Source organism: Povalibacter sp., from assembly GCF_036520495.1.
GTDB lineage: Bacteria > Pseudomonadota > Gammaproteobacteria > Steroidobacterales > Steroidobacteraceae > Steroidobacter.
In genome coordinates, this window is record NZ_DATDJO010000052.1 from 38,731 (window position 1) to 64,754 (window position 26,024).

General features: G+C 61.5%; 23 protein-coding genes. 1 reads left to right on the forward strand and 22 read right to left on the reverse strand.

Features of this window, described 5'->3' with window-relative positions:
- Nucleotides 1-13 precede the first annotated feature (13 nt).
- From VIZ63_RS18125 to VIZ63_RS18220, 20 genes are all read right to left on the reverse strand, one after another.
- A complete protein-coding gene (locus VIZ63_RS18125; protein ID WP_331611111.1) occupies nt 14-535 on the reverse strand; it encodes a RidA family protein in 522 nt (173 codons plus the stop codon).
- Nucleotides 536-575: 40 nt separating this feature from the next.
- Nucleotides 576-1,184 (reverse strand): c-type cytochrome, encoded by a 609-nt coding sequence (locus VIZ63_RS18130; RefSeq protein WP_331611112.1) that lies wholly within the window; start codon nt 1,182-1,184, stop codon nt 576-578.
- The gene (locus VIZ63_RS18135; RefSeq protein WP_331611113.1) at nt 1,181-2,761 is read right to left on the reverse strand and encodes a flavin monoamine oxidase family protein; all 1,581 of its coding nucleotides are present in this window, start codon (nt 2,759-2,761) and stop codon (nt 1,181-1,183) included. Before VIZ63_RS18135 ends, VIZ63_RS18130 begins: the two co-directional genes overlap by 4 nt.
- A gap of 677 nt (nt 2,762-3,438) precedes the next feature.
- Complete coding sequence (locus VIZ63_RS18140) at nt 3,439-5,109, reverse strand: MFS transporter (protein ID WP_331611114.1); 1,671 nt, start codon at nt 5,107-5,109, stop codon at nt 3,439-3,441.
- Nucleotides 5,110-5,362: 253 nt separating this feature from the next.
- Nucleotides 5,363-5,953, reverse strand: coding sequence for a polysaccharide deacetylase family protein (locus tag VIZ63_RS18145; protein WP_331611115.1), 591 nt, complete (start codon nt 5,951-5,953; stop codon nt 5,363-5,365).
- Nucleotides 5,950-6,513, reverse strand: coding sequence for a YkoP family protein (locus VIZ63_RS18150; RefSeq protein WP_331611116.1), 564 nt, complete (start codon nt 6,511-6,513; stop codon nt 5,950-5,952). The genes VIZ63_RS18145 and VIZ63_RS18150 overlap by 4 nt, the downstream gene beginning before the upstream one ends.
- Nucleotides 6,510-7,892, reverse strand: coding sequence for an MGDG synthase family glycosyltransferase (locus VIZ63_RS18155; protein ID WP_331611117.1), 1,383 nt, complete (start codon nt 7,890-7,892; stop codon nt 6,510-6,512). The genes VIZ63_RS18150 and VIZ63_RS18155 overlap by 4 nt, the downstream gene beginning before the upstream one ends.
- Nucleotides 7,893-8,226: 334 nt before the next feature.
- Nucleotides 8,227-8,430: a DUF3562 domain-containing protein gene (locus VIZ63_RS18160; RefSeq protein ID WP_331611118.1), complete on the reverse strand. Its 204-nt coding sequence runs from the start codon at nt 8,428-8,430 to the stop codon at nt 8,227-8,229.
- A gap of 1,085 nt (nt 8,431-9,515) precedes the next feature.
- Nucleotides 9,516-10,346, reverse strand: coding sequence for an alpha/beta hydrolase (locus VIZ63_RS18165; RefSeq protein ID WP_331611119.1), 831 nt, complete (start codon nt 10,344-10,346; stop codon nt 9,516-9,518).
- A gap of 628 nt (nt 10,347-10,974) precedes the next feature.
- Nucleotides 10,975-11,301 carry a hypothetical protein gene (locus VIZ63_RS18170; protein WP_331611120.1) on the reverse strand — a complete coding sequence of 109 codons (327 nt, stop codon included), beginning with the start codon at nt 11,299-11,301 and terminating at the stop codon, nt 10,975-10,977.
- 210 nt (nt 11,302-11,511) lie between these two features.
- The gene (locus tag VIZ63_RS18175) at nt 11,512-12,552 is read right to left on the reverse strand and encodes a helix-turn-helix domain-containing protein (RefSeq protein WP_331611121.1); all 1,041 of its coding nucleotides are present in this window, start codon (nt 12,550-12,552) and stop codon (nt 11,512-11,514) included.
- Nucleotides 12,553-12,828: 276 nt separating this feature from the next.
- Nucleotides 12,829-13,290 carry a hypothetical protein gene (locus VIZ63_RS18180; protein ID WP_331611122.1) on the reverse strand — a complete coding sequence of 154 codons (462 nt, stop codon included), beginning with the start codon at nt 13,288-13,290 and terminating at the stop codon, nt 12,829-12,831.
- Nucleotides 13,291-13,421: 131 nt separating this feature from the next.
- Nucleotides 13,422-14,783, reverse strand: a complete 1,362-nt coding sequence (locus VIZ63_RS18185) for an FAD-binding oxidoreductase (RefSeq protein WP_331611123.1) — start codon at nt 14,781-14,783, stop codon at nt 13,422-13,424.
- 650 nt (nt 14,784-15,433) lie between these two features.
- Entirely contained in the window at nt 15,434-15,967 is a 534-nt protein-coding gene (locus VIZ63_RS18190; RefSeq protein WP_331611124.1) for a hypothetical protein, read from the reverse strand.
- 58 nt (nt 15,968-16,025) lie between these two features.
- Nucleotides 16,026-17,066, reverse strand: a complete 1,041-nt coding sequence (locus tag VIZ63_RS18195) for a DUF2955 domain-containing protein (RefSeq protein ID WP_331611125.1) — start codon at nt 17,064-17,066, stop codon at nt 16,026-16,028.
- A gap of 194 nt (nt 17,067-17,260) precedes the next feature.
- Entirely contained in the window at nt 17,261-18,484 is a 1,224-nt protein-coding gene (locus tag VIZ63_RS18200; RefSeq protein ID WP_331611126.1) for an HlyD family secretion protein, read from the reverse strand.
- Between the two features lie 8 nt (nt 18,485-18,492).
- A complete protein-coding gene (locus tag VIZ63_RS18205; protein ID WP_331611127.1) occupies nt 18,493-19,932 on the reverse strand; it encodes an efflux transporter outer membrane subunit in 1,440 nt (479 codons plus the stop codon).
- Between the two features lie 58 nt (nt 19,933-19,990).
- Nucleotides 19,991-21,070, reverse strand: coding sequence for an AI-2E family transporter YdiK (ydiK, locus tag VIZ63_RS18210; RefSeq protein WP_331611128.1), 1,080 nt, complete (start codon nt 21,068-21,070; stop codon nt 19,991-19,993).
- A 22-nt stretch (nt 21,071-21,092) separates the two neighbouring features.
- Nucleotides 21,093-21,761 carry a hypothetical protein gene (locus tag VIZ63_RS18215; RefSeq protein ID WP_331611129.1) on the reverse strand — a complete coding sequence of 223 codons (669 nt, stop codon included), beginning with the start codon at nt 21,759-21,761 and terminating at the stop codon, nt 21,093-21,095.
- 167 nt (nt 21,762-21,928) lie between these two features.
- A complete protein-coding gene (locus VIZ63_RS18220) occupies nt 21,929-22,924 on the reverse strand; it encodes a helix-turn-helix domain-containing protein (protein WP_331611130.1) in 996 nt (331 codons plus the stop codon).
- Between the two features lie 184 nt (nt 22,925-23,108).
- Here VIZ63_RS18220 and VIZ63_RS18225 point away from each other — a divergent pair, with 184 nt between their 5' ends.
- On the forward strand, nt 23,109-23,663 hold the full coding sequence (locus tag VIZ63_RS18225) for a porin family protein (RefSeq protein ID WP_331611132.1): 555 nt from the start codon (nt 23,109-23,111) through the stop codon (nt 23,661-23,663).
- A 151-nt stretch (nt 23,664-23,814) separates the two neighbouring features.
- Here VIZ63_RS18225 and VIZ63_RS18230 read toward each other — a convergent pair whose 3' ends face one another.
- The gene (locus VIZ63_RS18230) at nt 23,815-24,924 is read right to left on the reverse strand and encodes an amidohydrolase family protein (RefSeq protein ID WP_331611133.1); all 1,110 of its coding nucleotides are present in this window, start codon (nt 24,922-24,924) and stop codon (nt 23,815-23,817) included.
- Nucleotides 24,925-24,956: 32 nt separating this feature from the next.
- Nucleotides 24,957-26,003: a glutaminase A gene (glsA, locus tag VIZ63_RS18235; protein ID WP_331611134.1), complete on the reverse strand. Its 1,047-nt coding sequence runs from the start codon at nt 26,001-26,003 to the stop codon at nt 24,957-24,959.
- Nucleotides 26,004-26,024 lie beyond the last annotated feature (21 nt).

The window sequence follows — 26,024 nt, forward strand, 5'->3', positions numbered from 1 at the left end:
TCTGTAAGTGCAGTCAGCGCGCGAGCGTTACTTCGATCTCGACCAGCATGCCCGGCGTCGCGAGACCCGCGACCTGAACGGTCGATCGCGACGGCAGGTTCGGCTGGTCCGCCGTGCCGAAATGTTGTGTGTAGGCAGCCATGAAGCCGTCGAAATCCATCCTGCCACCCTTCGCTGGATCGCCCACGAGATAGGCAGTCATCGACACCACATCCTTGAAGGTCAGACCGAGCGGGTCGAGCGATTCCTTGATGCGCGAGAACACGCTCAGCGCCTGGGCATTCGTGTCGCCCCAGTATTCCGGAGTTCCTGCGGGGGCCTTGGAATCCAGCGGTCCCGGCACGATGCCGCTGTGAAAGTAGAGCGTCTTGCCGGCCGGGACTTCCACGACGCGCGCGATCGGGAACTTGCTACCGCCGGCTAGGGGATGGCGAACGATCTCCGCCGCCTGGCACACACCGCCGAGAGTCATGGCGACGACGCAGCCCGCCACGACACGCATCGCCGACGTCGAGAAGGAATAGCAACTCTTCATAAGCACTCCATAAGCACCCGGGGGAGACGGCTTCTGCCCGTCAGTTCAAGGTATTGATGTATGCCACGACATCGGCGACTGCCTGATCGTCAGGCAGGGTCGCAACGACAGCGCGCATCTGGGCACCGAATGTATCGCGTGCATCCGCACCGCGCTGGCCAAGCTTGTAGTTATTGATCTGCTGCACGAGGTACCAGTCGCTCCGTGCAGCCAGCGCCGGTGCCTGCTGCGCCTGGTTGCCCTCGCCTGCCGGACCATGACAAGCACTGCAGGCAGCGTAGAGCTGTTTTCCCTTCTGCACGTCACCAGCGATCGTTGCCGCAGGTTTCCCGGGCCCGAGCGAGCCGACGAACCGCACCGCGTCCTCGAGCATCTTTTCCTCTGCCAGCCGCACGCCGACGGGTGTCATCTCCAGTCCCGACACATCGTCCGGATGAGTGCCACGAATGCCGGCAGCGAACGCCTCGAGTTGTCGGCGCACGTACCACGGCTCGAGCCCGGCAATGCGCGGCGCGCGAATCGCCGCGTTGCCATTGCCGTTCGTTCCGTGACACAGGATGCAGTAGGCAAAGTCCTCGGCAGCAGCGATCTCGATCGCAAGGCAGCTCGCCACGATCATCATCAACCAGACACTGGCGCGACGCGTCATGCGGCCACCACGCGAAGCTCACGCACGCGTTGCTCGATATCCGCAATGGCGTGATGCGCCGAGGCGATCGCACCTTCCTGCCATCCCGGGTGATAGCTCACCTGATCGCCGATGAGATAGTGATTGCCCACCGGCGCCTGCAGGCGCTTGAACCAGCGGGAGAGCAGATCGTGGTCCCATTGAGCCGCACACCCGAGCATGTGGTTCATCTGATGCCAGGCGATGCTGACGCCGCTCTCGATGTAGTTGCGATAGTCCGGGTGAATTTTTTCCGCCTGCCGGATGGCCAGTTCGAATCGCTCCGCCGGTGCCAGACGTGTGAAGCGGTCACATGCGGCGGGATCCCAGCTGTAGCCGCCGAGCACGACACCTTTCTGACGGTGGATGCCGTGCGAGGGATACCAGATCTGCTGGATGTCCTGCATGGTCCACGAAATACCGCCGTAAATGCCCTGCTTCTCCCAGAAGCGCTCCTTCATCTGGAAGCCGATCTTGAACAACTTGCCGCGCGGGATGGCAGTGAAACCGGCGGCATAGTCCGCAGGAAAATTGTGATCGACGCCGGCCAGCAGGTGCAGCGGAATACAGTTGAGGCAATAGTCGGCGCGCGTCGTCACCAGTTTGCCATCGCGGCGATAGGTCACCTCGACACCCTGTTCCTGCAACCGGATCGATTGCACCTGTGACTGCAGCTGCACGAGGTGCCCGACCTTGCGCATGAACCCGGACACAACGCGATCCATGCCGCCCACCGGTTCCATCATCATGGCCGCCTGATCGTCGGTTTCGCCGAAGCTCATGATGTACATGAAACGCGACTTCATCAGCTCGCTCGGACTGAGCGGCGGTTTCAGCAAGTCAGGATGGGTGTAGTCGTGACGCGCGAGCCCGGCACGGCTCGAACCGAGGTACCGGAAATTGTCGTCCAGCTCGCCGAGCTGCCGTACGTACTCACGCATCCGTTCCCAGTCCGCAGGCGTCATCGGCGCCAGCATCTGCTGCGGCGTGAGCGACTTCGCCATGAGTTCGGCGATGAAGCCGCGCGTGTCGGTCATGTATTCGCGCGCACGAATCGGTTTGCCGCCGAACATCGCGTCGTCCTGCACCCAGGCATTGCGATTGTCGTTGATGAATGGCTGGAGCGGGACATCCAGCTCCTTGCAGTAATCCAGCAGCGCATGGTGATGGCCTGGAATGCGCGCCGGCCCCGCGTTGAAGTACAGATCCGGATCCGCATCGAAGCGGCAGGTCTGCGGATAACCAGTCTCATCGATCCGATCGCCGGAACGCAGGGTGAGATTGCGGCCGCCAGCGCGATGCGACGCCTCGATGATCTGGACGCTATGGCCCTTGCGGTGTAGTTCGTAGGCCGCGGTCAGGCCGGAAATGCCGGCCCCCAGAACGATCACCTTCAGCGGCGTTGGTCCCGCCGCAGCAACCTGCGGACGTGCATTGGCAACCAGCGGCAGCAAGCCCAGCCCCATGGCGGCGCGATACACCGCCGTTGACCCACCCACGGCGCCTGCAATCTGCAGGAAGCCACGACGCGACATCGTGCCTCGACCGGTTCGATGCATGAAGACCTGCCAGGTTCTTGCCGACTTCGTTGTGACGCCACCCTTGCATCCGTGCAGGGCTTGTCGTGGTCACATCCAAGTCACGTGCCAGCGATGCGATCGTGGGAAAGCAGTACTTTGCTCGACATGAGGCCGATGCAGCTGCACTGATACGGATTCGTGGAACCGGGTGATGCATCACGACGGCGCGGCGCTCGCAGTTTGCGCGTCCCTGCCGGAATAAATCGCAGCTGACTCAGCCAGGTCACCACTTTCGCCGCGCGCGCCTGTCGGCCGTGCAACTGATGACGACAGGGCAAGCGTCTTGGCGACGCCTTCCGTTGTTTCATCCCAGCGTCGAAGATGTCACCGCAACGTCGGGTTCGTGCCAGCGTCGCGCACAGATTCGCTGTCGCATACCGCGTCGGCCTCCATCCTGAGTTGGGAGTGCCCATTTGCGTTGCCCTTCCCGGTACGAGCCGGGTCCGCCAGGCCCCTCGCCCTATCCTCACCAATCGCAAGAAGCGCGCTGCCCCGGCGGCAGCTCCGAAGAAATGTCGATCGACGCTGGCTTCGGATGCAGCGCAGAGGATGGATCCCGCCTCCGTCCCGCGGGATTTCCCCGCGCGACGTCCCTTGGTCGCCGTTGGTCACGGGGATGACGAATGCCGGACCGGGGTACCCGCCCCTGGCATTCGTCACTTCATCAGCGGCTGGTCACGTGTCTCTCGCAGGAACAGCGAGCCGATGACGACCGTCATCAGGGCAACGGCAATCGGATACCACAGGCCGTTGTAGATGTCCCCGGTCGCCGCCACGATCGCAAACGACGTCACCGGCAGGAAGCCGCCAAACCATCCGTTGCCGATGTGATACGGCAGCGACATCGAGGTGTAGCGGATGCGGGCCGGGAACAGTTCGACCAGCCAGGCCGCGATCGGTCCGTACACCATCGTGACCAGGATCACGAGGTAGGCGCAGAGCGCGATCACCATCGGATAGTCGAGCTGACTCATGTCGGCTTTCGGCGGATAACCAGCAGTGTTGAGTTCGCCTTTCAACTTTGCGGCAAATGCATCCGACGCTGCTTTGAACTCTTGCTTCGGCAATGAATTACCGGCGAACGAATCCACGAAAACGCCCGACTGAGCCGCACCGACTCGAACGCGGGCAACGCTGCCCGCGGACGCCACTTCGTTCTCATACGGCACGCCGGCCTTCGCCAGATACGACTTGGCGACGTCGCAGGAATTCGTGAACGCCTTCTTGCCCACCGGATCGAACTGGAACGAACAGTCCGCCGGATCGGCAACGACGGTCACGGGTGCGGTAGCGACCGCGTGCTCGAGCGCGGGGTTCGCAAAGTGAGTGAGTCCCTTGAAGACCGGAAAGTACGTGAACACAGCGAGAATGCAGCCGGCCATGATGATCTTCTTGCGGCCGATGCGATCCGAGAGCGCACCGAACACGACAAAGAACGGCGTACCGATCAACAATCCCGCGGCGATGATCAGGTTGGCTGCCTTCGCATCCACCTGCAGGATCTTCTCGAGAAAGAACAGCGCATAGAACTGCCCGCCGTACCAGATGACCGCTTGCCCCGCTGTCGCTCCGAACAACGCCAGCAGCACGATCTTCAGATTGCTCCACTGGCCGAAGGCCTCGCTCAGCGGCGCCTTCGATACCCTGCCCTCCGCCTTCATCTCCAGGAAGACCGGCGACTCCTGCAATTGCAGACGGATGTAGACAGAGACAGCGAGCAGCACGATCGACACCAGGAACGGAATGCGCCAGCCCCAGACATCGAAGGCGTCACCGAGCGCAACACGGCACAACAGGATGACGAGCAACGACAGAAACAGCCCCAGTGTCGCGGTCGTCTGGATCCAGCTCGTGTAGAGACCGCGTTTGCCGTCGGGCGCGTGTTCAGCCACATAGGTGGCCGCGCCACCATACTCACCGCCGAGCGCGAGACCCTGGAGCAGGCGCAGGATGATGAGAATGATGGGAGCTGCGACGCCGATGGTTGCGTAGCTCGGCAACAAGCCGACCAGCGCCGTCGACAGGCCCATGATGACGATGGTGACGAGGAACGTGTACTTGCGCCCGATCATGTCGCCAAAGCGCCCGAACAGCAGCGCACCAAAGGGTCGTACGAAGAACCCGGCAGCGAATGCCATCAGGGCGAAAATGAACCCGGTCGTCTCGTTGACGCCGGAGAAAAACTGCTTCGTGATGACTGCGGACAGCGCGCCGTACAGGTAAAAGTCGTACCACTCGAAAACGGTGCCGAGTGATGACGCGAAAATCACGCGACGGTGTTTCTTTTCGACGCCCCGGGTGGCGATCGTTGCGGCTGCGGTCCCCATGCCCTGCCTTTGTTGAGTTGTCCTGCAGGAGGCCGAGTTTCACACACCGATCCTGGAGGCGCACGAATTCTTGCGCACCGGATGGCGCCATGAGCAGCACGTGAGCTGCAACGAAGATCCCCCCGGTGGACACCGGGTCGAAATAAATGCGGTCTTTCCGGCCCCGTGTTTCGCCGTGTGCCCCGTGGAGATCCTCCTTCTTTGCCTCCAAGAGGCGCCGCACACGGCATGGGCCAGCAGGTGAAACGAGGCGTCAGTACCCATCGAGCGCGACGGGACGCAATCCCCTGTCAGCGAGCTCGTCGAGAAAGCCGGGCAATACGCGCAGCAGTTCATCCGGCCGGTTGTGGCGATTGCGACCGTCATGCATGAGAACGATGTCGTCAGGGCGGATGCGACGCAGGCGAGCAGCGATGCGGGCGGCAGTTCCCAACGGCCCCCAATCGACGGCACTCAGCTGCCAGGGCACCGGAATCTCGCCGCAGGCTACCGCTGCGTCGATCATGCATTGGCGATGACGGCCGTGGGGCGCACGGTAAAACATGGGCATCTGCCCCAGAACTGCGGTGATTGCGTTGCAGCCTTCGTGAACTTGCGCCGCGGCGTCCTGGTTGCTGAGTAACCACGGATGACGATGACTGAAGGTGTGATTGCCGACAGTGTGACCTTCGGCGGCCATCCGTCGCACCAGGGCAGGTTCGTGCTGCGCGTGCACGCCGATCACGAAAAAGCTCGCACGGACATCCGCGCGCAACAACAGATCCAGGATGCGCGGCGTCCATTCGGGATCTGGACCGTCGTCGAACGTGAGGAAAACCCGCGGCGATGATGCAGCGCCGTTCATGATGCGGCCTCGCCCTTCAGCTTGCCGACGTTCTTCGCCAACGCATCGCGCGTCAACCAGTACAGACGCGGCTCCGCGTCGTCCCGGTCGCGAATTTTTGCGGCCGGCGCGAACACCCACGACAGCAGGCGAAAATGCGCCGTCAGCAGGCGCCAGCGGAAGTCCTTCGGCAGCGGCGTACTGACGAAACCGACGACCTGTCCGTGCGCGGGTAGCCACGTGACTCCCTGGAAGACGCGCACATCGCTCAACGATGGATCGACCCGCGCCATCTGATCGAGTTGCCGCAGCGATTCGCGCATCAGGCGCGCAAAGCGGAATCCGACGCGTTGCATCGAGCCCTCGCCCAGCGCGGCGATGCTGGCATTGTTGAAGTGCAACCGGCCGATCGAATCGTTCTCCTGCAGCAGCGTGCCATCGTCGAACTGCAATGAGGGACCGCGATAGCGCGCCTTGCCGAGAAACAACACCGGACCCAGCGTGCGCAGTCGATAGCGCCGGTAGTACCAGGCATCGACCCAGCCGAGCATGCGCTGCGCCGCGCGGTGAGCGATGCTCATTGCAGGCCCCGCGCCGTGCGGCGCTGGCTCGCCATGAGATCGAGTCCGAGCTCGGCCACGCTGGCTGCGCCATCGCGCTTGCCGAGTTCCCAGGCGCGTTGCTGCATATCGGCGAGTCCGCGCGGGTCTGAAATTGCGCGCTCGATCCGCGCCGCCAGATCTTCGTCGCGCACCAGCGCTCCGACGCCGTGCTGCTCGAGAAATCGCACGTTGAATCCTTCCTGACCGCCCAGCGACCGGGTCGCGAACAATGGCCTGCCGCAGGCGAGCACTTCGGCTACCGAGACCCCGCCGGGTTTGCCCACGACGACATCCGCCGCTCTCATATATATGTCCATTCGATCGGTCCAGCTGCAGATCTGCAGCCGCCCCGGCGCAGCGCTCAACTGCCGCGTCAGCGCCGAGCGTGCGACGGCGTTGCGACCGGGCATGACCACGAGCGTCGCCTCTGCGGCTCCCTCCAGCAGACGCCCCGCGATGGCATCGACGCTCAGTCCCAGTCCGCCGCCGAGAATCAACACCATCTTGCGATCCGGGTGCAGCCGCAATTGCGCGCGCGCCTCCCGCTGCGACAGCGGTTGAGAGAAGGCAGCCATCAGGGGGACGCCGGTCGTCACGAGGCGCGAGTGATCGGAAGCGTCGTCGGGGATGACGGATTCATGGGCGATGCAGTAACGATCGATACCTGGCTGACGCCAGAAATCGTGGACCCCGTAGTCGGTAGGCACGCCGATGTGCGGCATGCTCATCTGCCGGTCCCGAAGTGATGCGATCATCGCGGCAGGAATCATCTGTGTGCTGATGATGAGGTCCGGCGCAAAACCGCTCGCCATCGTGATCAGCCGCTTGCGCATTCGCAGCCATGACCACTTGATCAACGCCAGACGCGCGCGGATGCCGTTGCCCCCGAGACTGGTTCGATCGTAGGGCAACGAGGTATAGAGCATGGAGAGCAGCAACCGGTCGGTCGGGTACTGCGCGCCACCGCTTTCCGCGACGGAGTTCGACGCGATCTGCGAGATGAGTTCCAGAACTTCCATCACATCGGGCGGGGGCCCCGACTCGCTCTCGAGAATCTGCCGCCAGGTGCGCTCGTCGAGCTGGTACAGGCGCTCATACAGCGTCGGGTATTCCTGCACGAGCTGCAGATAGGTCTGGTGAATGATGCTGACAGCACCGGAATTGATCAGCGACCACAGGTCGACGACGCGCACCGCGACCTGACGCTGGAGAAACGCGGCTTCGATGGCCTGCGCAGCACGCACATGCCCGAAGCCGAGTCCCGAGGTGAGAATCAGCACTCGCCCCTGGAGCCGCGGCTGCGCGTGCGACACGGATGTGAGCGGTGCGCTGGGTGGGGTGCCCGGCTGGGATCGCATTGCCGACTCCTTTTGGACTCGAGGCATGGGAAACAATCGGTGTCGAACACCGGTTCCGGAAGCCTTCGCTGCAAGCTGCGGTTCCGGAAACAGTTAGTTCCAGGGCAGCCTATGTCCGCTCGATCGGGAAGCAAATACGAAATCTACACAGGGCCCGGCAGGGCGATGCGGACGCAGATCCGGGGCGAACCACCGGTGGGGGTTTATTGCCGGCGCGTCCGTGCAGGACTGCGCCGGTCACTCGTCAGCGGCGTTACTCACCAGTGACCTGGCGAGCCGCGCTCACCATCGCGCGACGCTCGTCCGAACGCCGCGGCGAACGACGGAACGAATCTCAGTGCTTGCGTAATCTCATCTTGACCCGGCGGCTGGTCAGCACGCCGAGGAACTGCGTGATCTTTGCGTCGGTGGCCAGCGTCGTGAGTTCTTCATCGTAAATTTCTTTCACGACTTCGACGTCGGTATCGGTTTCCTTCGCTATCGCCTCGGTGGCCGCATGAGCAGTGCTCCCCTGAGGCGGTCGGATCATCGCTGCCATCGTGATGCCTCCAGATCGTGCGAAATTTTTTTCAAACTGTCTTGACATGAAGCGCGCGTCGATTCGCGAGTCTTGTACGTGCACGCTGTTCACAGAACGATCAATCCAACGCGGACGCAATGATCCGCTGCGGATATGTGAAGTCAAGCCGCTGTTATCCAGAAGTTGTCCACCGCTTCTGTGGATATCTGCATCTGCGACGAGGGAATTCCTTTGCTTACGTCGTCAAACGAAAGTCATGCCCGCATGAAAATATTTTCTCCACGCCGCTGCTCCGTGATCGTCATCTTCCGCATGCGAGCAAGGCGGAGGATCGACACCCGCACGTTGCGGGATCGATGCAGCGATGATTTTTTTGCAGGAATAAGGCGTGGCGATAACGCCGCAACCTGGTCATCGCCAGGCGGTAGCCAGCATTGACCGCCTGTTCGGTTCGCGCGAGTCCGCGCAACGACTGAAACTCTTCCGGAACCCTCTTGCCATCATCGGAGAAATATGGTCTCAAGGCCGCCCGACGATGTTTCTACGAGATTGCATTGGCCGCTGCTAGAATTCGCGCCGCCGCGAGCTGAAGCGCCGCCAGGAACGGGCGCCAGGGCTTTAGGAGTTCGTCGATTTACGTGGGCCTGTAGCACAACGGTTAGTGCAGGGGACTCATCGAAAGGCAACGCATCCGGTCGTCATTCCCACGGGGAATCCATCGGATGCCGGAGCCAAATGGTGCCTTCACGGCGAAAGCCATGAAGTGAACGGGATGAATTCAGGGAAACCTTCTGGTCACTGATCAATGGCAACCCTGAGCCAAGCCGGCGGTACACCGCCGGAAGGTGCAGAGACTACCTGAGGGCTGCAGTGCCCTTGATAACAGGCTCGAGCTTCCCGCACCCACCCGATTCTGAAGAATCGCGGGTGAAGAGATAGTCCACTCCGGAGGGAAACCCCCGGGCAGAGTGAATCCCTTGGTTCCAGGTTCGAATCCTGGCGGGCCCACCATTCTCCATAAATGAGAGTCGCTACTGCTGCCGTCTGAATCAGTGGATAGCGCGCCAAGCTCCGTGGAGTCCGAAGCGAGGCGCGCGATCCATCTACCGGAGGAACGACAGTAATTCCTCGTTTATCCTGGACGCGTGGGTCCAGATCAGACCATGCGGTGCGTCTTTGATTTCGACGAACTTGCAGTTCGCCAGCATCGTCGCCTGCCGTCGCGAGCTCGCATCGGGTGGCAGGATCCGGTCGGCATCGCCATGCAGAATGAGCGTGGGAATGTCGTTGTGGCGCAGATCCTGGCGAAAATCTTCGAGCCAGGCATAGACACACCGCACTATTGCCAGCGCAGATGCGCCTGCCGCGACATTCCAGTTGTCTTCCACGACCCGTTCGCTCACGAGCTTGCCGCCCAGAACATCGTAGTTGTAGAAGTTGTGCAGGAAGTCGAGCAGCGCCGTCGGCCGGTCCGCCTTCAGTCCCGCACGAATGGATTCGAAGACCCCCGCATCGACTCCCTGAGGATTGTCGCCTGCCTTGACCAGATACGGACCCAAGGTACCGATGAGGACAGCTTTGCTCACGCGCTCGCTGCCGTATCTGGCGAGATAACGGGTCACCTCACCCGTCCCCATGGAGAAGCCAACGAGCGCTACTTTCTGCAAGTGCAGCGTGGTCAGCACCTGGTGCAGATCGGCAGCGAACGTATCGTAGTCATACCCTGTCGAGGGCTTGCTGGAGCGTCCGAAACCGCGACGATCGTAAGTGATCACGCGATATCCCGCTTTCAGCAGCGCAGCAATCTGCTTCTCCCAGGAAGCGCCGCTGAGCGGCCAGCCGTGAATCAGTACGACCGGCGATCCGGATCCGATATCTTCGTAATACAACTCGATCGCGGTCGAGTTCTCTTCACCAACTTTGATGGTACCCACGCAGAATCTCCTTTGGTGTTCCATGGCAACGCTGGTGACGGTCGCCAAAGCGCGTGACTCGACGATTGCTTGCTCCCCCTCGAACAATTACGTATGCAACACAGCGCAGTCGGCGTAACTTGGCACTGTGGCGAGTTCGCAAGTGCGCATGAGCCGGATTCGCCCACGAGATGCATCGAGAGCGATCAGGCAAGGGATCGCACGAGTTGAGCGGGCTTGAAATCTTCGTTGCGAGAGGGATGATCCGGACTCCGGACTCATCTAGGACTCATCTACAGGATGTGTCGGTCGCAACCCGGACCAGATGCCAGGCAATCGGTTCATACGCAATGCCCGCGAATGTGGAACCGATTCCTCGACGAGGCGTTTCCAGTGCAATATTTACCTGGGAGATGATGCGAATGGGGTCAACGATTTTCACGCGTACGCGGCGCAAACAGTATCTGGTGAAGGGTCAGAAGGTTCAGCAGGTCGACCCGCGCGAACTGCAATCTGCGCTGGAGGCATCCAGAGCCGACGAGGGCGGAGCTTCTTCACCGACCAGCCAACGTACAGCTCCGCAGGCCGCGCGATGGACGGCACGTGACGCCCGACTCGCCGGTGGAAGGTAGCAGCGGCCAACAGACCGCTATCGATCGGGAGTTTTGACCTCGCGAACGACCACACCTTCGATCACATCACCCTGCTTGAATGGCCCTGGCTGTGTGAATGGCCCCGGTTGCGGAAATGGCCCTTGGGTCTGGCGCCGTAGTTTGCGCAGCTTCCACCACACGTAGCCGCCGAACGCGAGTATCGCCACCAGAGCGATTGCGAACAGCACGATCGACATCGCGATCGCGCCCGCCAACATTACACCGGCCGCCACGACCGTCAGGACCTTGCCTACAAAGCCCTGCGCGCGCGAGCCGATGCTGCCGCGATAGCCAAGCCGCGGGGGCTCCCGATCAAACTGCATTGAATGCCTCGTGGTGAGCTGCGCCAGAAGTGGGCGCTGTAATTGGAGACTCGGACGAGCCGGACAAGTTCCGGCACTGCTTTGCGGGGATGGGGAGGCTTCCGCCTCCTCGGCCGCGTGTGAGCGTAGCGGAGGGAGTTTGGAGGAGCAATTGACGAAGGCTCTGCGCCGACAAAAGCCGCCGCGACGTGGCTCAGGGACGCCGGTTCATCACGACTGCAGCGTCGACATCCTTTCATGGCCACGGCGTCGTGTCTGAGTGGGTGTCTCGCCGAAGAACAGTCGATAGTCCTTGGCGAACTGGCTCAGATGCCAGAAGCCAGCGTCCATGGCGATCTCGGAGATGGAGCGACAGCGCGCTGTCGCGTCGTGCAGCAGTGCCCTCCTGACCGCGTTCAGCCGCAGAGAGCGGATGTAAGCGATCGGCGTGAGCCCCGTCACCTCGCGAAACCCATACTCGAGGGAACGAATCTTGAGCTGCGCCTGGCGGCACAGCTCCGACAAGCGCAGTGGCTCGGACAGTCGCGAATCGATGAACTCACGCGCGATCCGCACCGCGACTCGCCGACTGGCGCGATCCATGCGGGTCGTGGAATCGACGTCGGCCGGCGAGCTGTCGAAGTGAACCATCGCGGCCAGCAAGTGATCCGAGAGACTGGCGCGAATCTTTGCGTCGTCGAGAGCTGCGGGACGCTCGACGACGGCGCTCAAGAGCCAATCGATCCGGGCCAGCATCTGTTCGATCCACTCCTGACCGGGCTCAGCGATGATCGCCCCTTGCCCGACGCCGGTCGATCCATCGTTCAACGCATCGAGCTGCGCGCGACAGGCATCCCGGTCGCATCCCAACGCCACGTCCACGTAACGCCCGTGCGTCACAGCTTCGAGATAGGCGCCTTCCGAAAGCGTCACGCATTGCCCGGATTCCAACCGCTGCGCGTGAGCAAAAACCTCGCCCGAGTTGGCGCCGGGAATCAGGATCGCAACCATTCCGCGTGGTGCATGGCCCTGGTGGAGCATCGTCTGGCTGATCTCAATGCTGCCGACGCTGATCCCGTCCAATTCCAGCAGCGCACCCTTCGCCGTCAGCTTTCCTGGCTTCAGCTGCGTAAAAACGAAGTTCCAGTCGCAAATCTGTTCGGTGAACTCAACGGCATCGGTCGACCCGATCCTGCTATACCGAAGCAGGTTATGTGCCGCACGGAACGCCATACGCGCCGCACTATCCGTGGATGGATGGATGTCTGCCATGACAAGGCCGCCCGCTTTCCCCGAAATCGCTACGGATCTTTCTGATCAGACGGCGCCAGTTAACCCCGCAGTTTGCGAAATGTCGATAACTATTGACTGCACAACGCACGTCAGCAATGAGCGTATTGGCGCAATTTTCCAGTGCGTTGATGCGAGATTCCGATAGTGATTATCCCTAGGCTGCCACGTCGGCATCCAGCGACTGCAGCCGCATATTGCCGATTCATCAGTTGCGCTCATCGCGAGTGCTGAACGATTCACTTCTTGCGGCGGGCTCTACGTAAGCTTTCGATAGAAGCGCACGATCGCCTCTTCAGCGATGAGCATGGTGATGACGACGACAATCAGAGGCACTATCCCGTGATAGGCGCCTTCGAAACGAACGTCGTCCCCGAACACCTGAACAAGCGCTTCCAGAATTACGAACTTCGACCCGAACAGCACCAGCCAGGCGCAAAAAAATCGCATGAAGGTCATGAAGGCGCCCGGCCTCTTCTTGAAGTACGCGGCAATCCGATGCTCGACGGCCAGCGTCAGCTTGAGAAGGACCACCAGCAGGATGGCGGCGAGCAGCGAGACGGTGAATGAACTGACGTAAACGCGATCCCAGTACTCGGCGAACAGGTTCAGCACCACCAGGTCAATCAGAACCGCAGTGAAATAGCGCACGAATGTGCGTTGCCTGTCCGATGGCTCGTCGGCCGAGAGTGGCATGAACCCGTTGCTTGTTGCTGTCATGACGGCGCCTTTGATTCTGAAGTTCGCTTTGGATGAAGAGCGGTGGCAAACGTTCCGCAGAGTCGCATCGACGCTGTTCGCGAAGCACTGCCGGATGGTGAGAACGGGCTGTACCTGCCAGTGAGCGAAGATCAGAACTCCTTCTCATGCTCTGTGAGGCTTCGCAGCGAGTCGACCTGGTAGAACTTGGCCCAGCTGTTATTGAGGGAGAACAACATGGGCTTACCGATCACCTTGCCCAGACTGCTCGGGAGTGCGAATGCACGCCGGTTCGAGAAATAGTTGAAGTATTTCCTGTAATCCTCGTCGGCCTCGCCGAGCACATTTCGCGCCGCAAAGCTGCCACAGAAGGTTGCCCACGGAATTCCGACGCACCCGAGAATGAAGCGCACGTGCTCCTGTCCCGGCGGCCTCGCGATCACCGGCAGCAGATCGCGAGTCATATCGATCTGTCCGGGCCAGAACTGGATGAAGGACAGATCGGTCAGCTCGGGAAAGTGGCCGCGGAAGTCCTTGATGATCCGCTTCATGATGCCGGGATTGTTATAGGCATCCTTGAGGAACGTCGTGATGGGCGTGCCGCCGCCGAGGAGCAGGCGATTGTCCGCAGTGAGCCTGAAGTACGTGTATACGAGCTTCGAATCCCAGCACTGCATCTGCTCGCCCGCCGGAAACAGGATGCGCAGTTCCTTGTCGGTCAGCGGCTCGGTCACACTCAGGAAGGTCTGGGCATGGAAGGACTCGTGAGCGAGCGGACTGATCGAGTCGCTCAACTTGTCGACGGCGATGATGATGTTGTCCGCGGTCACGCTGCCGGCGTGCGTATAGGCGGTGTGATCCTCGAAGCGCTCCATCTCGGTGCTCTCGAAAACCTGCATGCCGTTCTCGATCAGCAGATCCTTGATCCCCTGCAGGCACGCCAATGGGTTGACTCCATAGGTAGCGGCGTACCTGATACCCGCGGTGTAACCTTGCGCGCCAAGAATCTCCCGCAGCTGGGTTTCATCGTAGGTGCGTTGATCGGTGAAACCCACGCTCTCGCGACACTCGCGCTCAGACTCGACGGCGTCCTTCCCGCCCGAACCGAGCCCCAGGAACAGAGAGTCCTGTTTCAGTAGTCCGCATTGGATGTCGTGCTTCTGGATGGTCTCCACGAGGCGGTCGATGCCGCGACATGGCGCTTCCCAGATTTCCCCGGCTGACTTGACGCCATAGCGGCGCACCAACTGATGCAGTTCGAGTTCACTGTCGGGCGTGAGAAAGCCGGCGCTGCGCCCCGAAGAGCTCCCGCCGATAATGTTCTTCTCGATCAGAACGACGCTGAGTCCCTTGCGCAGAAACTCTGCTGCCGCGCTCATGCCGCTGAAGCCACCACCGACGATCAGCACATCGCACTCGATGTCCCTGGTGAGCGGCGGACAGTGCTTGTGCTCCTTGATCATCAGGGTGGTGATCCACCAGTTTTGATTCACCATTCTCACGTCATGGGTCATCGTGCACCTGCATTTCGATCAGATCGCCGCTCACCGGCATTGGACTATTCGCTGCCGCACCGAGGAAGCTGCTCGGCTGCGAGGATCCGCTTGAGCATTGCCTGCGCTCGCACGCGTAGCGGGAGCCTCGAATCTGCCCACGCCACGACAGCGGGCAGTGCGTCGGTGCGCAGGACGATGTTGCAACGCTGTACGGCGACGGGCTGATGCGGGTCGTCGGACTCGATTTCGAGCGATCCTCCCGCCAGGCGAGTAGCTGCTGGAGCTGAAGAATTCTTATGTGGGATCGCAGCGCACGCTATCGGAAATACGCACGTCGGGAGCAGTTCGCGTCGCTTACTGCTGGCAGGCGGTTCGGTCGTCGTGATGATCGGAATCATCCTGCTGTTTGCGGGTGTCGTCTGCCGTCCGCGGGCTGCAGGCCGCCACCGGCAGGGAAAAAGCACTCGGCCTGGTGCTGGGGGCGTCACCGTGTTGGCGGGTGGCTGCGTTGCCGAGGTGTTTGGAAGATCGTCATGTCGACAGCCATGAGCATCGCCCAACAGACGGGAACGCAACGTTGAATTGGCTACCGAACTGCATGCTCACTCTGATCCATCTGAGCCGCAAAGCCCGCGGGCTCGATGACTCGCGCAACATTCGCCTGCCCTCTACTTCGATGGAAATACCGCCTTGGCTTCGTGGACGAACAGAGAGCGCAACTTGTCCCAGAAGTCGCCACCCAGCACGAACAGCCCTGCCAGGATCAACAGGTCGCCCGCCATCGCGATGAGGTACGGATACTCCTGCCGCAGCGGGATCAAATAGAGTGACAGATAGTCTCCCAGCGAACTCAACACGATGGGCGTGATCAACAGGATCAGCCCGATGCGATAACGCGCGGCGCTGACAGTCGCCGGGGGCGCGAAGCGTCGGAAATATGCGCCGACCAGGGACTTGAGATAGGCAAAGCCCGGCTTGCCCATGATCGCTACCGCGATCAGCAGGAACACCTTGGGAACGACGAGCAGCAGGACACCGGAAAGCGTGGCCTTGAGAGCGTCGGTCATGCCGGACCTGTTCACGAGCGGAATCAAGGCGAGGCCTATTACCCAGCCAGCGATGAATACGACCACACCCAGGGTCAGGCGCCGCTTCTGAGCTGGATCGGGGGCGGCGACAGCGGATGAGGAAACGTCGGCCATGTCGATGACTCCAGTAGGTCGGTGGCTCGTTAGTCGATCTGCAGCAAGCTGTGTCGGCTCACGTCGGCACCTGAGTGGCGCCCGCTATGTTGCGAGGCCACATCAGGGTCATCATCCCGATCGCGAAAGCACCTGCGAAGACGAACTGCGACAAACGCGCCACCCAGACCGCGAAGGTCCCCTGATCGGACATCAGGCTCGAACTGAGGACGATCAGCGTCGCGTTGCAGGCAACGAGCACGACCGGCGCCATCCGGTCTCCCGCAGAAATTCGCCAGCCGTACGCGAGGCCCATCAGTGCGATGACCAGCGTGAGTGAGATGAGCGACGACTCCGTCGCGAGCAGCACATACACGATGAGCGCCATGATGCCGCCGGCGACATTGCCCGCCACCAGTGCCATGGCTTGCATGCGGCCGCCTTGAAAGTCCAGGTTCATGACGATCATCGTGGTCGCAATCAGCACCGGTAGTGCGTTCGTCAATCCGAACAGCATGTACATCAGCATCAGCGGCGTCAGGATCGCCATGCCGAGCAGCGCGCTCCTGAGCCGCCAATCGGCAGGCAGTGGTACTACCTTCGCGGCAGACCGCGGTGGCTGGACGCGCGGCCAGAACAGATAGGAAATCCAGACAATCACAATGGCGAGAAGCGTCGCACGCACCAGCGCGTAGGCGAACGAGCCCGCAGCCGCAGGCGATTCGAGTGCGATCACAGGGATAGTGGTGACACAGATCAAGAGGAACAGCGCCACGACACGCGACTTGCCCTCAGCGATCGCGTACAGAGTGCGAAAGACCACGAGCGCCGCCACGCCAAACAGAATCAGCGGTAATGGCAGTAGCGCGCTCGAGAGCACCAGCGCAATCAATGCGGAGATCGAGACGATCGCGAGCAACCCGACAGCAATCTTCAGCGGAGGCCGGATGGGAACATTCGCCAGCACCACCCCGACCAATGCGGGCGCGAGAAAGGTCGGCGCCCACTGCAACAACTCGCATGCGACGAGCGCGACGGTTATTCCGAAGGCAAAACGCAGCGTGGCATGCGACCGCGCCGGATCGAATGCTGCAGAATGTGCTGACGATTCATTGTTCATAAATCACCGCCTCCCACTGCCCGCGACACCTTGTGGTCCAGCTTGAGCCCAAAGGCACTTAATCAAGGAAGGTCTGATTCATTCCGTTCGTGCACGAGAAGAGCCTGGAATCGCATGAGTAAGTGCCATTGGACTTAGCCGGACAGTCCTGAAGAAAACGTTCGGCTGAAGCCGAACCCACAAAGGATCGAACGCTAATAGATGTAACGCAGCAAGGAGATGATGCGCAGCCATGCGCGGCCCAGGGGATTCAGCAGCCATGAATCGGGGTCGGTCAGGATCAGCACATTCGCCTGAGCCCCGTTGCGCAGCGGAAGATCATCCAGAACGGCATTGCCTTCCCGCACCAACGCGATACGAACAGGGAATCGCTGCGGATCGCGCACCCATCCCTTGTCCGACTGGACTTCCGGCAAGGTGCCCGCGGGCGCTTCGCCGCCCTTGGCGATGCCCCAGCCGACGCTTTCGACGCGGCCGCTGAACACGCGCCCGGGCTGGAAATCGAAAGCAACGCGCGCTTCGTTTCCCGGTGCGACATTGCGCAACTGGTTCTCACGCAGATACGCGGTGAGCCAGACACTGTCCGAATCGATGAAGCTCAGTCCCGGCTGGCCACGACTGACGAACTGCCCCACCGACAGGCGCAAGTTGGTAATGACGCCATCGGCCGGTGCGATCACAGTCGCGTATTGCAGATCGAGTCGGGCCTGCTCGAGCGCGACGCGCGCCTGTTGCATCTTCGGGTTGTCCTTGCCCACCGGTCCCAACTGTTGCCTCGCACGCTCCAACTCAGCTTCGCCGCGCGCGACGTCGGCCTTGGACTTGTCGATTTCTGCCTGTGCCTTGATCGAATCCGATTCCGACAGCGCCTTCTCTCTGGTCAACCCGAACACGATGTCGCTGAGCACCTGCGTCGCTTCGAGATCGGTCTTCTGTTTGGCCAGCGTCGCTTCCATGGAACGAACATCGGCTGTCGACACACTGACCCCCTGAGCCGCGAGCGCCAGATTCGCTTCCGCCGCGCGTACTGCGATCTCGAAGGGTTCGGGATCGATGCGGTAGAGAATCTGCCCCTTTTTCACGTGCTCATTGTCCCGGGCTCCGACTTCGATGACCTGACCGGTGACGCGTGGCGCGATCTGCACCAGGAAGACTTCGATGTTGCCCTGCGATGTGTACGGCGTGATGCCGTCGGATACGACGTGGTAGATGAAGAGCGTCGCGAGCGTGATCAACACACCGAGCGTCACTGTCTTGACCGGATCGCGCGCTGGCTTTGCGGGTGCATCACTGGCGGGCTCGCTGGCGTCTGAGGCCGGTACCGCGGGCTCGCCATCCAGCACGGGCGGTTCATTCCGATGCACCGCTTGCGGTGCAGGGCGATCGACCGACGGATGTGCAGCGGATTCAGGGGTCACGAGTGATCTCAGGGGAACGGGCGGGGATCGGCGGACAGATTCACCTGCGGTTGCGGCGCCATGGCGGACGCTTCCATCACCCACCCGCCGCCCATCGCCTTGTACAGGTCGACGAGCGCCAGGTAGGTCTCGCTTTTCACGCGCGTGTAGTCGAGTTCGACGTTGAAGAGACTGCGCTCCGCGTCCAGCACTTCGAGATAGCTCGTGTAGCCGTTGTCGTGGCGCAGATGCGCAAGCCGGGCGTAGTTTCGCAGCGCATCGAGCCGCTGCGCCTGAGCGGTCAATTCCTCGCGTGACTTCTGACCCGCGATCAGTGCGTCCTCGACCTCCTGGAAGGCGGTCTGGATCGCTCTGCGATAGGCAAACAGCGCCTGCTGCTCGCGCGCTTCGGCAATGCTGACCTGTCCTTTGATGCCGCCAGCCGCGAAGATGGGTGCAGTGACCGTGCCGGCGTAACTCCACAGTTCTGCGGGGCCGGTAAAGAGTGAATCGATTGCCGTACTGGCTGTGCCCAGCAGCCCCGTCAGCGAAATACTCGGAAAGTACAACGCCTTCGCCGCACCGATGCGCGCATTCGCAGAGACGAGATTCAGTTCGGCCTGACGTACATCGGGGCGTCGTTCGAGAATCTCGGAAGGCAGGCCGGGAGGGACGGTCGGAAGCACGAGTTCCTCGATCGTCCTGGCACGCGGTATTGGCCCGGGATTGCGGCCGAGAATGACAGCGAGCGCATTCTCTGCCTGCGCCTGTTGAAGCTCCAGACGTGGGATCGTGGCCAGCGCAGTCGCGTACTCGGACTGCGCCTGGCTCAGTTCGATCTCGGAGATGGCGCCGCGCCGATGACGCGCTTCGAAAATTCTCAGCGCCCCCTCGCGGCTCTCCAGCGTGCGACGCGCAATACCGAGTTGCGAATCGAGAGTACGCAATGTGATGTAACCGCTGGCTACCGCCGACGTCAGCGACAGCACGGCGAAACGCCGGCCCTCCTCGCTCGCCAGAAAATCCGAGCGGGCCGCTTCAGTGAGACGAGTCAGGCGTCCGAAGACGTCGATCTCCCATGAGGCGAAGACATCTGCCTGATACCGGTCCGCCGGCTCCTGCGACGGTGAACGATCCCGACCTGCGATGACTTCGGCGCCGACTTGCGGGAATTTTCCCGAGCGCGTTACGCCGAGCGCACCGTAGAACTCCTCGACCCGTGCCGTCGCGATGCGCACGTCGAGATTGTTCGCGAGCGCACTCTGGATCAGATCATCGAGGACGGGATCCTCGAACTGTTCCCACCACCGGGTGTTGGCGACTTCGCGTACCTGCAGATCGTCGAAACGGAACTGCTGCGGCATGTCGAGCGTCGGGCGCACGTAGTCATTGCCGACGACACAGCCTGACAGCAGGCCGGCGGCGAGCAGACTCGTGAGAACACGGAAAGGCGACGCGTTCGACCTCATCCTCAATCCCGTCACATTCCAGTTCAGGTTCCGCACCATGCAGGCTGCGCCGGACCTGTCACGCTCGCGGTGTCGGCGCGACACTCATCTCGTTGTCGCGCACCCAGCCCTGCAGCAGGGTGTACGTGACGGCGAGGATGACAGGACCGATGAACAGTCCGATGACCCCGAAGCCGATCAGACCACCGATGACGCCGCCAAAGATCAGCAACAGCGGCAGATCGACACCACGACTGATCAATATCGGTCGCAGGAAGTTGTCCATGATGCCCACGGGAATGCTCCAGACGAGCAGCGCGATCGCCCACCCGATGCTCATATGCCCGAACGCCCAGATGAGCACCGGAATCAGCACCGGGAAAGGGCCGAGCTGGGCGATGCAGAGGACGAATATGGCTGCCGTCAACAGTCCGGCGTGCGGCACACCGCTGACCCAGAGGCCCAGTCCGGCAAGCGCCGTCTGCACCAGCGCGGTGACGACGACGCCCAACGCCACACTGCGTACCGATTGTCCGGCGAGGACGACGACATTGGCGCCGCGCTCGCCGCCGAGACGCCGCGCGAACGCCACCACGCCAGCCGCTGCGAGCTCGCCCTGGGCGTAGAGAACTCCGGTGAGAATCAACGTAAACAGGATGTGAACGACGAGCCCGCCGATGCCACCGGTGACGGCGGCTATCCAGGCCGCGACTGAGCGAACGTACGGGCGCATCGCTTCGGCCAGCGCATCGGGGCTCAGCGCAGCGAGTTCACTCCATTTGCCGGTCAGTCGCTCGCCGACCCCGGGTATGCCTGCCAGCCACGCCGGCGGCGGACCGAGTCCGTTCTTGAGGTACGAGCGGATAATGTCGACGCCGTGCGCCGATCCGTCGAGCAATGCTCCGACGGCGAAGTAGAACGGAACGATGAACACGACCGCAACGAGCAGCGTCATGACCATCGTGGCGATGGAGCGGCGTCCACCTGCCTTGCGCTCGACCCACAGCAGCATCGGCCAGGTCGCCACCACCAGCGCAGTGGCCCAGACGAGTGCCCCGATGAACGGCAGGAGCGTCCACAGACTGCCCACGATCAGGATGCCGATGATCAGCACCATCAGCGTGGTGCGGGTGGTATCGGGCGTCACTGCATGATTCATATCAGACTCCCTGCCCACTCGGTCAACCACCCAGCGCGACTGCCGTCCAGACCATCACGAACCCGCCGATCAGGAAACAGAACCCCGTCAGCCACGGCCGGCCGAGCGTGTACTTGGCCCAGCGGTATCCGGTGAGAAAAAGCAACGCGACGAGAATGCCGTTCGATACGCGCAGCGCGAGCATCGCGTCGTCCATCACCAAGAACGGCACGGCGGCCGGGAAACTGGCGATGAACACGAGCCAGAAGCTGGCGAGTGCGCCCATGACATCGGCCTTGGTGAGGCGGTTCTCAGGAACGACTGACGAGCGGATGTTCTTGACGATCCGACCGTACAGATCGTCGCGCTCCGGTCCGGTGGTCACATTTCCCAGCAACTCGTCGAGTTCCCCTCCAACCATCGCCCGCGCCTTGTCGTCATCCGATGCACCGCGAACGCTTTCCGTCAGCTTGCGCAGGCGACCGCGATCGAAGAGTTGACCGGCGAGATACAACGCCCCATCGATGATGCCCCATGCGATGTTGCAGCCGATCGTCGCGATCAGGAGTTGTCGCGCACCCTCGCGACCTTCCTCCTCGATGATCAGCCCCGCACCGAGCGTGAATGTCAGAGTCATGATGAGACCGAACAGAACCTCGCCCAGGCTGGTCCCCGGGTCGAGGTACTTTTCAGCGATCGAGGATCGTGCCATCGACCTCTCTCCTTCCGGCCAGCCGGGAATTCTTCTTGGCCAAGCGGATCGTCCGACCTGTCGATACGGCGGTCAGACATGGCCGAACGGTAGCCTCCATGGCGACGATCCACTATCAGAATTTCGCACTCGTCCATTTCCCGACGCGCTGAACGAACTGGGTTCCCCTACTCTCGTCGCAAGGACCACGACAAGGTGTGGGTGGAAAGGGGCCTTTGATTAAACGGTCCTGCAACATCGCCCTGCTGTCGCATGGTCCGGTCCGCCTGCCGCCGCTGCCGCGCTCGCTGCAGTGTGGTGGAAGGGCTCTCATCGAAGTGCAGCCGGTAATCCTGCGCGAACTGACCCATGTGCGTGAATCCCAGGCGCGTCGCCACCTGTTGAATGACCACCGGCTGCCCGGACATTCGCAGCAATGCGTCACGGGCACGGGACAGCCTCTGGCTCTTGATGAAACTGATCGGAGTGGTGTCGTAGAGCTGTCTGAAGCCGTACTCGAGGGTGCGCACACCGGCGCCGCAGTGCTTGCATAGATCAGCCAGACTGATGCTCTGGCCGAGATGCGCCTCGATGAAACGGCAGGCGCGCAAAGCCGCGCTCGTGCGCAGACTCCGCGTACGCGCTCCTGGCGTCTGCGCCACTGAAGACTCTATCGCCAGGCGAATCTGCCTGTTGAGAACATCATCGATCGCGAGCCGGGTGCGAGTGCGGTCCGATAGCGCCGCGTCCGCAGTGGACGTAGCGCAATGCAGCAGGTGGGCGACACTTTCCGGAGTCGAGGTGCGGATCTGCACGCGCCGTGGCGCGAAGTCCGCCAGCGATGCAGCGCCGATGATGCACAACGTTGCATCCGCCGGCAGAAACACATCGATGCGGGCACCCCGGCCCATGATCGCGAAACAACTGGTATCCAGCGGCTGTCCCAACAAGCGGACGTGGGTGTAATGCGACGACGCCAGTGCCACGTAGCCCACGCCAGCGGACAGCTGACCACGAATGACAACTGATCTGCCGGCATGCACACGGAAAATACGAGTCGACGGTAGCAACGTCATGGATGACCATGCCGCACCGTGGATTCGGCCAAGCTGGATGAGTTCGGCATCCCAGCCAGCGAAGCCTCGTTGCAGCTGTTCCAGATCATCGCAATGCTCATGCGCCATGGCGCGGAGTGAACTCCTCGGCAGCGCATCCGCGCTATCGAAAAAACGTCAACCACACCTCCTCTGCACATCGGCCTCACACACCTGCCTCGCCGATCGTGCGTTTAATCGATAGCACAACCTGGACAGCGCTTTTATACGTAGCGAATCGTTTTACTGCCCCGGACAAAACCAGGAGGCCCTAATGAAACTCGGCATATTTGCAGTCGCCCTCATGGCGCTTGGCAGCGCACCGGTACTCGCCGAGAACGACAGCGGTTTGTACATAGGCGCGGGTGTCGGTCAGTTCAACGTCGAGATCGACAACCTGGACGATGCCCAGGATACGGTCGAGAACTTCGACAGTGACGACACGATCTTCAAGATCTTTGCCGGCTGGCGCTTCAATCCGTACATTGGCGTCGAACTCGATTACATCGATCTGGGTTCACCAGAAGACACGGTCAACGACCAGCGCGTGAAGGCGGAGATCAACGGCGTTGCGCCGTATGTCATTGGCACCTTGCCGCTTGGACCCGTCGAGCTCTTTGCCAAGGTGGGTTACTACTTCTACGACATACAGGTCGACACCGAGAGCATCCGTGCGCTGGATGACAGCAGCGAGGATCTGGTCTACGGCGCGGGTTTGGGCATCACGCTGTTCGAGCATCTGCACGCGCGGCTCGAGTACGAGATCATCGACATATCCGAAGTGAAGGACGCCAATGCGCTGTGGCTGTCGGGAGCCTGGCGCTTCTGAAGCACAGTTGCTCCGCTGACTTGCAATGTATCGATAGTTGGCCGGATAGCACCTGCCATCTCGAGCAGCGGAGCATTCTCACAGGGTCATTGCAACAGCGGCCTGGCGGCCACTGATCTGCGTCGCAACGCTCACAGCTACGACTGCCCCGTCACTTCACGTGCTGCTTCTCCCACGCGCGAACCCGCAGCCGCGCCGCATCGAACAACCGTTCATAGTTTCCCCGGCGAATGGCGAGACTCGTGCCTGGCGTCAGCTGTACGAAAACGCTATCCCACATATTGAACACCCGCAGCTGGGCGGCCTCATCCGCCGGCGCTACATTGTCGGTGCCGAAAAGAAAGCGGCCCGGATACTGCTCGAGGAGTTTCGCAGTCGCCCGCGCTGTCTCCGGTGACCGGACCGCGTACTTCGCAACCTCATCCCAGGAGATATCGAAGTACAGATGCTGCAGAGCCGGATGCGACAGCAGCTTCGCGAGGATCTCCAGGTGATTCGGACTGCGCTCACCCATTTCGCTGTCCGCCTGCGATTGCACCGGATGGACGACGCGCCCGAGGCCCGTGTGCGCCCAGATGATGGTGGTCTGCGGATGACGCTTGAAGAGCTCGACAGCCTGTCGCACGTAAACCGGTTCCTGGTCGGGCTTCGCGAACGGCATGTCGATATCACAGTGCAGGATCACGATAAGCCCCGCTTCGGCGGCAAAGTCCAGGATCCGATCCAGGGCCGGATCGGTGAGGCTGGCGGTGTCACCCGCGACCTTGGCCGATACGAACTCCTTGTGGATCGAGAACTCGCCGATGCCGGAGAACACGCCGGGGAAGGTCTGCAGCACCCGGCGAATGTGATCGGCCGCGTACATGTCCGCCGGGTTGAACCCGGTGATCATCGGATCCAGGCGACGCTGTTCCTCGGGGCGCAACGATTTGTACGCCATCGCAATCCAGGCGTCGGTGAAAGAGTAGTAGTAGAGCGGCGCGTCCGATTGCAGATAGTAGGTCGGCGCAAAGTCGCCCGAGTTTTCATAGGACCATGTCTGCTGCAATGGAATGCCGAAGAGTGTCGAGCGGCCGATCTTGTTGCCCATGATCTTCAGGTAGTCGTGAATATCCGTGCCCTCCTGCACGTAATTGGTCAGATGGAAGTGGGCGTCATTGAACAGGTAGCCGGATTCTTTCTCCGCAGCGCAGACAGGCGCCATGGCACACAACAATCCGGAAACGATGCCGGCAAACCGCGTGGCGTGTGCGTTGAACATGAGCATGACTACCAGATGCAGCGCCCGATGGTTCAGCGCTTGCCGGACACCTGCGGAGCGTACGGATTGCCGCCGAGCGCGTTGGAAACGCTCTCGATGGCGAGCTGTGCCTTGACGCTGTTGCCTGCTGCGTCGAGCGGCGGAGCAATGACTGCGATGCCGAACTTGCCGGGCGATACAGCGATGATGCCGCCACCGACGCCGCTCTTGGCCGGCAGCCCCGTGCGGTAGAGCCACTTGCCCGAATCATCGTAAAGCCCGGCCGTGGCCATCACTGCGAGCACGCCCGGCACGTTCTGCGCCTTCATCACCTGTTTGCCGGTCACCGGATTCCTGCCGGCATTCGCCAGTGTTCCGGCCATGGTGGCAAGGTCTCTGGCATTGACACTGATGGCGCATTGCTCGGTGTAGATGTCGGTTGCCTGCGCCGGCTTGTCCTTGATGAACCCGTAGGCATACATCAGCGATCCGATGGCCTGGTTGCGTTGATTGGTTGCGGCTTCGGAGTCGAACACTTCCTTGTCGACCGTCAGCGGCCGGCCGGCGAAATCGGAATGAAAATCGAGAATGCGTTTCCAGACTTCATCGCGGGTCGCGCCCGGCACCATGCTCGTGGCCGTGATCGCGCCCGCATTCACCAGTGGATTGATCTCCGGTCCGCCGAGCGCCTTCTGGGAAAACTCGACCGAGACGATGGAGTTGAAACGCATGCCCGTCGCATCCACACCGATACGCTCGACAATGGAGTTGGGACCGAGATCCTCGATCACTCGCGCCATCGTGAAGACCTTGGAGATCGACTGGATCGACACTTGGGACGTCACGTCACCGGCCGTGTAGACCTTGCCATTGGGCGTGACCAGTGCGATGCCGAAGATGTTCGGGTCGACCCGGGCCAAAGCCGGAATGTAATCGGCATTCGCGCCTTCCCTGACGTTCTTGAATCGCGTGAGTGCGGAATCGAGGGCTGCCTGGATTTGCTTGGGTGACTGGGCCGCGGCGGGCAACGCAGTACAGAACAGCATCGCGGCAACGGCCGCGAGCGCATAGCGCATCGGTTGGATAGTGCGAAAGTTCATCTCAATCTCCCCAAGACTGTT